The organism is Gemella sanguinis ATCC 700632 (assembly GCF_000701685.1).
Classification (GTDB): domain Bacteria; phylum Bacillota; class Bacilli; order Staphylococcales; family Gemellaceae; genus Gemella; species Gemella sanguinis.
Genome location: NZ_JNJO01000003.1, coordinates 24,930 through 37,453, shown reverse-complemented (window position 1 = coordinate 37,453; position 12,524 = coordinate 24,930). Strand labels below are relative to the sequence as shown.

General features: G+C 29.1%; 9 protein-coding genes. 1 reads left to right on the top strand and 8 read right to left on the bottom strand.

The annotated features are described in order from the left end of the window. Window positions 1–3 precede the first annotated feature (3 nt). Together T369_RS0102315 and T369_RS0102310 are read right to left on the bottom strand one after the other, a co-directional pair. On the bottom strand, window positions 4–684 hold the full coding sequence (locus T369_RS0102315; protein ID WP_031551229.1) for an ABC transporter ATP-binding protein: 681 nt from the start codon (window positions 682–684) through the stop codon (window positions 4–6). Further along, on the bottom strand, window positions 685–1,260 hold the full coding sequence (locus tag T369_RS0102310) for a TetR/AcrR family transcriptional regulator (RefSeq protein WP_031551226.1): 576 nt from the start codon (window positions 1,258–1,260) through the stop codon (window positions 685–687). A gap of 135 nt (window positions 1,261–1,395) precedes the next feature. Here T369_RS0102310 and T369_RS0102305 point away from each other — a divergent pair, with 135 nt between their 5' ends. Then, the gene (locus T369_RS0102305; protein WP_031551223.1) at window positions 1,396–2,307 is read left to right on the top strand and encodes a TDT family transporter; all 912 of its coding nucleotides are present in this window, start codon (window positions 1,396–1,398) and stop codon (window positions 2,305–2,307) included. A gap of 70 nt (window positions 2,308–2,377) precedes the next feature. Here T369_RS0102305 and smc read toward each other — a convergent pair whose 3' ends face one another. From smc to T369_RS0102275, 6 genes are all read right to left on the bottom strand, one after another. After that, complete coding sequence (gene smc / locus T369_RS0102300; protein ID WP_031551220.1) at window positions 2,378–5,932, bottom strand: chromosome segregation protein SMC; 3,555 nt, start codon at window positions 5,930–5,932, stop codon at window positions 2,378–2,380. 38 nt (window positions 5,933–5,970) lie between these two features. Then, window positions 5,971–6,684, bottom strand: a complete 714-nt coding sequence (rnc, locus tag T369_RS0102295; RefSeq protein WP_031551217.1) for a ribonuclease III — start codon at window positions 6,682–6,684, stop codon at window positions 5,971–5,973. 70 nt (window positions 6,685–6,754) lie between these two features. Further along, window positions 6,755–7,888: a radical SAM family heme chaperone HemW gene (gene hemW / locus T369_RS0102290; RefSeq protein ID WP_031551214.1), complete on the bottom strand. Its 1,134-nt coding sequence runs from the start codon at window positions 7,886–7,888 to the stop codon at window positions 6,755–6,757. Continuing rightward, the gene (gene lepA, locus T369_RS0102285; protein WP_006364772.1) at window positions 7,888–9,705 is read right to left on the bottom strand and encodes a translation elongation factor 4; all 1,818 of its coding nucleotides are present in this window, start codon (window positions 9,703–9,705) and stop codon (window positions 7,888–7,890) included. The genes hemW and lepA overlap by 1 nt, the downstream gene beginning before the upstream one ends. Before the next feature lie 12 nt (window positions 9,706–9,717). Continuing rightward, on the bottom strand, window positions 9,718–10,503 hold the full coding sequence (locus T369_RS0102280) for a RecX family transcriptional regulator (RefSeq protein WP_031551212.1): 786 nt from the start codon (window positions 10,501–10,503) through the stop codon (window positions 9,718–9,720). Between the two features lie 131 nt (window positions 10,504–10,634). Next, window positions 10,635–12,299 carry a SulP family inorganic anion transporter gene (locus tag T369_RS0102275; protein WP_031551210.1) on the bottom strand — a complete coding sequence of 555 codons (1,665 nt, stop codon included), beginning with the start codon at window positions 12,297–12,299 and terminating at the stop codon, window positions 10,635–10,637. Between the last annotated feature and the right edge of the window lie 225 nt (window positions 12,300–12,524).

Below are 12,524 nucleotides of genomic sequence, written 5' to 3'. Positions count from 1 at the left end.
TAATTACCACCCTATCTCTTCTACAGATTTAGGTGTGCGGTTTTCTTCAATCGAAGTTACTCTACCACTACCTACATGAATTATCTTATTTGCAAGTTCAGCAATATTCTCATTATGAGTTACCATTATCATTGTAAAGTATGATTTAACTTTTAGTTTTAATAAGTACTCTAATATTTTTCTTCCAGTTTCCTCATCTAAAGCTCCTGTTGGTTCATCTAAAAATAGTACAGTTGGCTTCTTAGCTAATGCTCTCGCAATTGAAACACGCTGTTGCTCTCCTCCAGATAACTCATTAGGATATTTACTTAATCTATCTTCTAAACCTAATTCCTTTATAATATCAACATACTCTTTATTATTTGCTAAATTAGCTCCTACTTTAACATTTTGCTCTACTGTTAAATTATTTAATAAATAATATTGTTGGAAAACAAATCCTATTTTGTCTTTACGAAACTTTGTTAATTGTTTTTCTGAGTAATCACTTATAGACTCATTATCATATACAACTTCTCCTGAGTCAGACTTTTCTAAACCAGATAAAATGTTTAATAGTGTAGATTTCCCTGAACCTGAAGCTCCAAGTATAACAACAAATTCATTTTTATCAATTTTTAAATCTATTCCCCTTAAAACTTCTTGATCATTATATTTTTTCTTAATATCCTTTGCTATAATCATTTAATCAATCTCCTTTAAATATTGTATTATTAAACTTTTAGTTACTTCAGTCATATATTCAATAATTTCAGTTGCTGTAAAATTATGTATTCCCGTAACTGTTAATGTTGCAATACCATGACTATATATAAATAAGTGCTCGTAAAGTTTTTTTGCATTTTCTATTGAAATTTTATACTCTTCATCTATAGACTCAATTACTGATTTATATTCGTAGTCTCGCATTGGAAGAAAATCTTTAAAACTTTCTACTTCTATACCTTTTTTCATAAATAGCCATTGAAATAATTTAGGTTCATTTTTTGAGAATAATATATACTCTACTCCTAATCGTTTAAATGGACTATCATCTTTTAATGCTAAATTAACTTTTTCTGAAAAAATATTTTCTGCAGCAAACTTTGCTTCATCTTCTAAATTTTTCATATTAGAAAACAAACTAAATATTACTTTAGTAGATGAGTCCAATTTTTTTGCCAACTCTCTTGCAGTTAATGCTTCTATTCCATTTTCTCTTATAAAGTCTATAGTTACAGCCAGGACCTCTTCTTTTGTAAATTTAAATTTTGGTGCCATATTAAAACCTCCATCAATAGGTAACACTTGTTTCTTATTATAAATTATTATATATATAATGTCAACAGGAAAATTATTGAATTATTATGTGAAATCGTATACAATATAAAGTGAAATAAAATTTAGGAGTTATTTATGAATATAATTAGAAATTTACCTACACCTATCGCAGGACTTGCTCTTGGTTCAGTTGCTCTTGGCAATCTATTACAAGCTTACAGCCCTACTCTTCAACTTATTTTTAGTATTTTATCTTTAATAATAATTGTACTTTTAACGATTAAATTTATTGATAATTTTAAGAGTTTAACCGAAGAAATCAAAAAGCCTGTTATAGCCACAGTTTTAGCAACATATCCAATGAGTATAATGCTTTTAAGTTCATTTTTTAAAAAATATATAGGATTATATAGTTTACCTACTTGGATTATTGGAATTTGTCTCGATGTTTGTGTTGTTTGTTATGCTATTTACAATTTTATTATTAAAGAAAGACATATTAAAAATATTTATCCAACTTGGTTTATAACTTTTGTTGGACCCGCAGTAGTAACAGTTACAGCGATTAATTATAATGTTGAATTTTTAGGGAAGATTTTCTTTTACTTCTCTTTTATAAATTACCTTATACTAATACCATTTGTATTATATAGAGTATATATTTATAAACATTATAGTGAAGGGGATTTCCCTACTATCACGGTTTTTTCAGCTCCTGGTGGACTGTTATTAGCTAGTTATATGATTGGTATCACAAATAAAAGTACATTTATTTTAAGTGTTCTTATTCCACTTACTATATTATTTTTTATTTTTGTACTTCTTCAACTACCATTTTTATTAAATAGAAAATTTTATCCTAGCTTTTCTGCATTTACTTTCCCATTGGTTATATGCGCAATAGCTTTTCAAAAGACTGGATTATACTATCAATTAGGAACCCTGTCATTTTTAACTATACTTATTTATCTTAGTGAATTATTAGCTGTTATTATCGTAGTATATGTTTGGTATGGTTTTATCAAAGATTCAATTGAAACAAATTAAGTATAAAAGAACTAGATACTCAGATTTACTCAATATCTAGTTCTTTTTATATTAAATTATTTACTTTAAATTACTTTATATTCTCCTCAAAGTTTTCTATTACATCTTTTAACTCTAATTCTAAAATATAACTAATACCTTTTTCTTGCATTGTTACACCATATAATGTATCCATTGCTTCCATAGTTCCTCGACGGTGAGTTATTACTAAGAATTGGTTATCTACAGAATATACCTTAAGGAATTTAGCAAATCTATTTACATTCTCTTCATCAAGTGCCGCTTCCACCTCGTCAAGTACTACAAAAGGAGGATTCTTCACTTTTAATATTGCGAATAGTAGGCTTATCGCTGTTAGTGATTTTTCCCCACCTGAAAGAAGTGACAAGTTTTGAAGTTTCTTCCCTGGTGGTGATGCTTCAATAACTATACCTGTATTCAAAATATCATTCGGTGTTTCTAATGTTATATCAGCATAACCGCCCTTGAATAATTCTTTAAAGATAGTATTAAAGTTCTCAGCTACTTGAACAAATGTTTCTAAGAAACGTTCTTTAACTTCTTTATCAATCTCTGCTATTGTTTCTTCTAATTTTTCTTTAGCCTCTACCAAGTCGGTAATTTGTTCATTATAGAAGTCATAGCGCTCTTTAGTTTCCTCAAACTCTTCAATAGCATTCAAGTTTACATTTCCTAGATCAGCAATTTCACGACGCAAACTCATTACTCTTGATTTATAAGAAGGTATTTCAGATATATTTTCTTCGGTTAACCTATGCGCTACACTTTCATATGTCACACTATAGTTTTCAATTAGATTTTCTAAATACTCATCTGTTTTCACTTCTATTTTTGTTTGAGCAACTGTCAGTTTTTCAAATTCTGCGATTTTCTCACGTAAAGATTCATTATTACGTTGTTGAGATGATGTTATCTCTTTTTCACGTTTAAACAATCCTGTTTTTTCCATATCTAAGTCAGATAACAATGTTTTTAGAGTTATTAGTCTTTCACTATATTTACTTATCAACTTAGAATTATTTTCTAATATTGCTTTTTCATCCTCTTCACTTAGTGAATCGGCATTTTTAGATGCTTCTAGTCTATTTAATTGCTCTTGTGTATCTTTTATATCTATAGTTAAATTCTCTATAGTTTCTTGGATATGTTTATTATTTTCTTCTAGCTTAGACTTCTCTATTTTTAGTTCTGCTATTTTTTCTAAATATAGTTCTTCTGCACTTTGGGCATTTTGTTTTTTATTATTTTCTTCTTTAATTTTTTTATCTAAAACTACTAGTTCTTTTCTAATTCCCTCTAGATCTTTAGTTAATTTTTCAATACTTTCAAAACTATTATCATCTTTTTTATAGTCTGATAATTTATTTTCATTTAGTTTTATATTAGTAGTTAGAGTTCTTATTTCTGAATTTTTATGGTTTATTTCTAACTCTAATTCTTTAACTTTAAAAGTTAATTCTTCTTTTATATCTTTATTTTTTGTGATAATCTCAATTAACTCTTTTTGCTGAGAAGTAACTTGGTTCTTTTCATCATTTAACATAGCTATTTTATTATCAATTTTTTCCAAATTACTACTTAATTCATCTAATTCCGCCTTATGTTTAATTGATGAATTATTATTTTTATTTATAGCTCCACCTGTGATAGAACCACCGCTATTAATTACTTGTCCATCTAGTGTTATTATTCTATTTCTAAAGTTAATCTTTCTAGCTATGCGGTTAGCATTATCCATATTATTAACAATAATTACTAATCCCAATAGGTGTGATACTATGTTTTTATAGTTTGATTCAACACTAACCAAGTTTTCCGCTATATTAATAAAGCCTTCTTCTTTCAGTAATGTGCTATATACATCTGACGAAATTACTTTAGCTTTAATATTATTTAGTGGTAAAAATGTAACTCGACCTTTATTTGATTTTTTTAAATGCTCTATGCACTTTTTAGCCGTATTTTCATTTTCAACTACTATATTTTGTTGAGCTTGACCTAACGCTATATCTAGTGCTGTAGCATACTCATTATCAAAACTAATAATATTAGCAACACTATTATGTACTCCACCAATATTATCTTTATTTGACAATACTTCTTTTACACCGATATTATAAAAGCTTAAATTATTAATTTGATCTTCTAAAAACTTCTTACGATTTTCAAGATTATTTTTAAAATTATATCCTTTATTTAACTGTTCATCTATATTTTTTTGTGTTGAAGAAATTAATATATTTTTTTCTGTTAGTTTTGCTAAGTCTGATTCAACTTTTGATAATTCTTCTTTTAAAGAACTCTGTTTATTAGTTGCTGTTTCTAACTCACTTACCTTACTACTATATTCTTCTTTTTGTCTTTCTATATTTTGATACAATTCCTTGTAATTTTCGTCAGCACTTTCTAGATTTTTACGTGCATATTCAATACTATTTTCCAGTCTTGTTTCTTCATTAATCAGGTTATAATATGTATCTTTCAGCTCTTCAATTATATTTTCTATAGTTTCAAGATTATACTCTCCACCATTTTCTAAATCTATTATTTCTTTATTTAGCTCTTTAATTTTCTTTTTATTTTCATCTTTTATTTGTTCTCGTTGTTTTAATCTATCTTGAAGATTCCCTAATCTTTCAAGTTGATATGATATGTCCTCATCAAGTTTTTCACTACGAAGATTTCTATTATTTTTTCTCTCTTCTATAACATTAAGTTCAGATTGAAGACTCTCTTTTTTCTGAACAAGTTCTAACTCTTCATCATGGTATTTAATATATGTTTTATCTAGTGACACTAAGCTATTTTTAACATTTTCAAGATCTTTAATTAATTCTTCTTGTTTAGCTTCTAAAGCTTCCTTCTCAGCTTGTATTACTTTCTTCTCATCTAATAATAGAGCTAGTTTATTTTGATATTCTGATATATTATAGATATTTATTAGTATATCTTTTTCTTCTAATTCTCGAGAATAATCTAAATATTTTTGAGTTTTATTTTTTTGCTCTTCTAATATTTCATAACGAGAACTAATTTCAGAGAAAATATCATTAAGTCTCATTAAATTATCATTAGTTTTTTCTAACTTAGCATTTGTTTCTTTCTTTTTGTTTTTATATTTTAAAACACCAGATGCTTCTTCAATAATAGCACGACGATCAACAGGCTTTGAAGATATAATGTCTTCGACTTTACCTTGAGTAATAATACTATAACTTTCCTTGTTAATACCTAAATCAAGATAAACATTAGTTATATCTTTTAATTTTGCACGCTTATCATCTAAGAAATATTCACTATCTCCATTTCTATAAAGACGCCTTTTTATTTCACACGATTTTTCGGCATTACTAAAAGTAACGGCTACTTCTGCAAAGTTTTTTCTCTTTACATCTTCAGTACCCGAAAAGATAACATCTTTCATGCTACTACCACGAAGGTTTTTGGCTGATTGTTCACCTAGAACCCAGCGAATAGCATCAATTATATTACTTTTTCCTGAACCATTTGGCCCTACAACACCGATTAAATTATTTTTAAATTCAAAAGTTGTTTTTTTCTGAAAAGACTTAAAGCCTGTTATTTCTACTTTTGATAATTTCATCATGCTCTCCTTTCTTAATTCTATAACAAATTCCTTTTCTATATTTCTTTATAATCTAACTTTTCTAAAGCAGCTTTAGCCGAAAGTTGTTCTGATTCTTTTTTCGTTTTAGCAGTTCCACTACCATATTGTTTTCCATCAATAATCACAGCACTAGTAAAAGTTTTAAGGTGTGACGGCCCACTAGAATCAAGAACTTTATATTCTATTACACCTAATTTTATTTTTGAAACATACTCTTGTAATATAGTTTTATAATCTACAAAACTTAAGTACTCAAAACTATCAACTTCAGTAAATAAAGTATTACTCAAAAATGTTTTTACAGTCTCTAGTCCTGCTTCTAAATACATTGCTCCAGTGAATGATTCAAAAATATCTGCAAGAAGAGCGGCTCTACTTCTACCACCCATTTTTTCCTCACCTTTACCTAAGAAAATACACTTATCAAGATTTAATTGTAATGCATATTTTACTAATGTTTTTTCACATACAATCGATGCTCTTAATTTTGTTAGTTCACCTTCCGCTAAGTTAGGAAACTTTTTAAATAAAAATTCACTTGTTGTTAATTCAACAACAGCATCACCTAAAAACTCTAAACGCTCATAATTCAAATGTTTAGCAATTCGTTTTTCATTAGTATATGATGAATGAGAAAATGCCATTCTGAAATTATTACTATATTTTAGGTTAAAATTATAATCTTTATTTAGTTTATTAAGTAAATCTTCAATATATCTTTTCTCCATAATCTATTCTCCTTTCTTATATATTTGCTAGGAAAGCCCGGAGCATTAGTTACTCCGAGCACCCTAATTTTTAATTCAGTAGGAATTCCGAAAATACATCATTACCGTAAAATAACCCTTTACGAGTTAAACGTAATTTATTACCTACAATTTCTAGATAACCATCGCTAATATTTCTTTCAACAACATCTTTAAATATTTCCTGAACTTTCTTACCATATTTTTCTTCGAAAGCCACTAAGTCTACTCCTTCTAATAAGCGTAGTCCTAAAAACATTTCTTCTTCTATTTGTTCATTCAACGTTACTTTATTTTCTCCACGTCTAGCATGACCTTTTTCTTCCATGCTATCTATATAAAACTTCAACGCTCCTTGGTTCGCATAACGTATCCCATCTATATAACCATGAGCACCTGCTCCAAGTCCATAATACTCAATATTTCTCCAATAGCTACTATTATGGATACTCTCGTGTCCTGGACAGGCAAAATTACTTATTTCATATTGTTCATAACCATTTTCAGTTAGAAAATTAATAACTTCATTATACATCTGTTCTTCAGTTTCATTTGATGGTAATACTACCTTTTTATCTCGAACTTGGTTATATAACTTAGTTTTTTGTTCTAATATTAGTGAATAACATGAAACATGGCTAATATCATAAGAGACCACTCTTTTCATACTATCGTATAAATCTTCCATCGTTTGCTTTGGAAGTGAGAACATAAGGTCTACATTAATATTTTCAATTCCATGTTTTTTACAATTATTGATTGCCATATCAACATCATTTGCAACATGTCCTCGTCCTAGAATTTTTAATAATTCATTGTTGAAAGTTTGCACTCCCATGCTAATTCTATCAACCCCATACTCTTTCACTAAAGCAACCCTAGAATCAACAAGATCCTCAGGGTTGGCTTCAAATGTAAATTCACGAAGTTGTCCTGGAATTTTTTTTCTAAGTGCAGTTAAAAGACGATGTAGTTGCTCATCATTTAAGGCACTAGGTGTTCCACCACCAATATAAATAGTTTCTATATCTGATACTTGTTCTATTGTTTCTATTTCTTTAATTAAACAATCTATATATTTATCTACTGGTTGTCTTTGTATAAAAAATTTATTAAAGTCACAATATGAACAGATATACTTACAAAATGGAATATGAATATATACTCCGCGTGGTGTATTCTTCATTATTCTTCATCCATTTTTAAAACAGCCATAAAGGCATCCTGAGGAACTTCTACGCTACCAACAGCTTTCATTCTCTCTTTACCTTTTTTCTGTTTCTCTAATAGTTTACGTTTCCTACTAATATCCCCACCGTAACATTTTGCAAGTACGTTTTTACGCATTGCTTTAATAGTTTCACGAGAGATAATTTTGTTTCCAATTGCCGCTTGGATAGGAATTTCAAATTGTTGTTTAGGAATAAGCTTTTTAAGTTTTTCAACAATAACTTTACCACGTTGATATGCGAATTCTCGGTGAACGATAAAGCTAAGTGCATCGACTTGTTCTCCATTAAGAAGTATGTCCATCTTAACTAGGTTACTATCTTTATATCCAGTAAGCTCATAGTCAAATGACGCATAACCTTTTGTATTTGATTTCAATTGGTCAAAGAAGTCAAATACGATTTCTGATAAAGGTATATCATAAGTGATATTTACCCTTGTATCATCGATATATTCCATATTTAAGAAAATACCTCGTTTCTTCTGACAAAGATCCATAACAGCTCCTACGTAATCATTTGGTACCATAATACTAGCTTTAACGAATGGTTCTGTAATTCTGTTTATTTTTTGTGGATCTGGCATTTCTGATGGATTAGATACATCTACCATAGTTCCATCAGTTTTTTCAACTTTATAAATAACCGATGGTGCAGTAGCAATAATATCGATATTAAATTCACGTTCGATACGTTCTTGAATTATTTCCATGTGTAACATTCCTAAGAATCCACATCTAAATCCAAATCCAAGAGCTTGAGAAGTTTCAGCTTCATATTGAAGTGCTGAGTCGTTAAGTTCTAGTTTTTCTAACGCTTCACGTAAATCATTATATTTTGATGAATCGATTGGATATAATCCACAGAATACCATTGGATTTAATTTTCTATATCCAGGTAATGCTTCTTTTGCTGGGTTATTTGCTAGAGTAATAGTATCCCCAACTCGTGTTTCACTTACGTTTTTAATAGATGCACAAATAAATCCTACATCACCTGCAGTAAGTTCATCAACAATCTTTTCTTTTGGAGTATGAATACCTACTTCAGTAACTTCAAATACTCCTCCAGTTGCCATCATCTTAATTTTATCACCAGCTTTAACTGTACCATTTTTAATACGAACAGAAACGATAACTCCACGATAAGCATCATATAAAGAGTCAAAGATTAATGCTTGTAGCGGTTCTCCCGCATCTCCTGATGGTGCTGGAATATATTCAACTATTTGTTCTAGTATTTCATCAATACCGATACCAGCTTTTGCTGAAGCAAGAACGATATCATCAGTAGGAAGACCAATTACATCTTCAATCTCAGTTTTTACCTTCTCAGGATCTGCAGCGGGTAAGTCTATTTTATTTATTATTGGAATAATTTCTAAATTATTATCTAATGCTAAATATACGTTAGCTAATGTTTGAGCTTCTATACCTTGAGCAGCATCTACTACTAAGATTGCTCCTTCACACGCAGCTAATGAACGAGATACCTCATAAGTAAAGTCTACGTGTCCCGGTGTGTCTATTAAGTGAAAAATATACTCTTCACCATTTTTGGCTGTATATTGTAGTTGCACAGCATTAAGTTTAATTGTTATACCTCTTTCTCTTTCAATATCCATAGAGTCAAGAAGTTGTGCTTTCATCTCACGTTGTTCTAACGCACGAGTTTTCTCTAAAATTCTATCCGCAAGAGTCGATTTCCCGTGGTCAATATGCGCAATAATAGAAAAGTTTCTTATTTTCTTTTGCCTTTCATTTCTTTTATCCATCTTGTTCTTCCTTTACAAATCTTGTTTTTCTATATAATCTTTTGCTGTGTAATAAGAAAATCCATCTCTTACCAGCTTTTCAATAAGTTTTTGTTTTAAGTTATATCCTTCATAACGGCGACTATATGTACTATACGCTCGTCTAAAATGTTCTTCTAGTATATCCTCTTCATTTTCTTCTTCGTAATCCTCGAAAAATATGTCAAACACCTTTCTTATTATATCAGATGTGAAGCCATTTGTATAAAGTTTTTGCGTAATTTTTTGAATTTTTTTATTTTTTGCTTCTCGTCTTACTTTAAACTCTCGTTCAATAATTTTATACAACATTTCTATCATTGCTTCTTCAGTACAAATTTTTGCTATATACTTATCTATAGCATCTTTATCTAGGTCTTTTTCTTGTAATTTTCTCTTAATCCAATAGGGCCCTTTTAGGTTTAAGTTGAAATAATCTGTAACCGCAGCTTCTACATAGTGTTCATCATTTAAATAGCCTATTTCTAATAACTTTTCTATTACTTCGTCAATAACTTTTGGTGCTATTTCCTTTTTAGTTAAATAATCCTTTATTTCTTGTTTAGTTCTTAATCCATATTGAAGATAGTGAACTGCTTTACTATAGGCACTTTCTACACTTTCATGAGCTATAATTTCTTTAAGTTGTTCTTTTGTTAGTTCTATTTTTTTAATTAAACCATATTTAATAATAGTATCTTCTGATACATAAAAATGTTTACCATTATCTAGTTCTATTTTGTACTTTACTTTTAATTTTGTAATATTAGTAACTTGCATGTTCTCTCCTCTTTTCAAACATTTCTATTAAACAAAATCATCCCTATAATTTTATCAAATAATGGTAGAAAAATAAACTTATTTAAAAAAGATTCTCAAATCTTTCGTTTGAGAATCTTTAATATTATTTTTTATTTATCATATGGGGCCAACTTCTCTGCTCTGGCTAGTGAAGCATCTATATTTTCACAAATATTTTCAACCCCGATTTTTTCAATAAATCCTGCTTTTTCCATAACATGATATGGTTGCTCGTTAACATGAGATAAAATTAATGTTAAATCACGTTTTTTACAAGTTTCTAATATTTCCTCTAATGCTTCTAAACCTGAAATATCCATTACTGGAACATTACGCATTCTTATTATTAAAACATTTTTTCCTTCTCCATGGTCTATTTTAGTAAAGACATTTGCTGCCCCAAAGAAAAGTGCTCCAAAAATTTCATAGACTATAGTATTTTTAGGAACAAATTTCAAATCGACTTCTTCTGATAATTTTTCTTCTTCCATTGGATCTCTATATGTCCATTGACGTACTTCTGCAATATCAGACATTCGTTTCAAGAATAGAAATGCTGCTAATACCATACCAAACTCTATAGCTATAACTAAATCAAAGAACAATGTTAGTAAGAATGTAATAATTAAAACAACTATATCACTTTTAGGTGCCGTTTTAACCATTCGAACAAAGGTTCTCCAACCACTCATATTATACCCTACAATTATTAAAATACCTGCTAGACAACTCATTGGAATATAAGAGGCATATGGCATTAGAAATAATAAAATTAATAATAGTGTTAATGCATGTACCATTCCAGCTACTGGTGTTCTACCTCCATTTTTTACATTGGCAGCAGTTCGTGCTATTGCTCCTGTTGCAGGTATTCCACCAAAAAGAGCAGACATAATATTTCCAATACCTTGCCCAATTAATTCAGCATTTGATTTGTGTTTACTTCCTATCATACCATCAGAAACTACTGCAGAAAGTAGAGATTCAATAGCTGCTAGTATAGCAATTGTAAAAGCTGGTAACATCATCTCACGAACTAAAGAAAATGATAATGATGGCATTGAAAAACTTGGAAGTCCAGATTTAATAGTATATAAATCTCCAATTGTTTTTACTGGTAATTTACAGTAAGCCACTAAAAGTGTTGTAACTAAAATTGCAACCAATGATCCAGGTATTTTTTTTGAGATTTTTTGCCAAAAAATTTGAATAAGTATCGCTAGTGCTCCTATCCCTAAAGTTATATAACTTATACTGCCTATATTATGACCATAGGCAATCATTTTTTCTAAAAATTCAGCAGGTACAGGTCCCATATTAAGGCCTAGAAAATCTTTTATCTGTCCTACTATTATTCCAATAGCAATACCCAATGTAAAACCTATAGTAATAGTTTTAGGAATAAATTTAATTAAATCTCCAAAGTGTAATAATCCCATTACAATTAACATTACACCAGCCATCAAAGTAGCAATAATTAGACCTGCTAATCCATGTTCAGCAATAATTCCATAAATAATGACAACAAAAGCGGCCGTAGGGCCTCCAATTTGTACCCTACTCCCTCCTAAAAATGAAATAAAAAAACCTGCAATAATCGCAGTATAAAGTCCTTGCTCTGGATTAACCCCTGACGCAATCGCTAAAGCTATTGATAGTGGTAATGCTATTATAGCTACAATTAATCCAGCAACAATGTCTTTCATAAATTGTGCACTCGTATAATTTTTCATTACACTAAAAAACTTTGGTTTAATATATTTAAACGAGCTCATCTCTTCCTCCTAAATTTCTCTTATATAACAGTATTAATATTTTAGCATATATATAATAAAAACTCTAGTTATAATAAAAACTATATATAAATAAATTTAAAAATACAAAAAAAGAGCACATAGTATGTACTCTTTAAATTCTGTTATATTATTAAGTATCTATTTGTATTTTAAAAAAAGGAGAAAAGCTCATCAAGTGATGAGCCGTATATTATGAAAAAAATA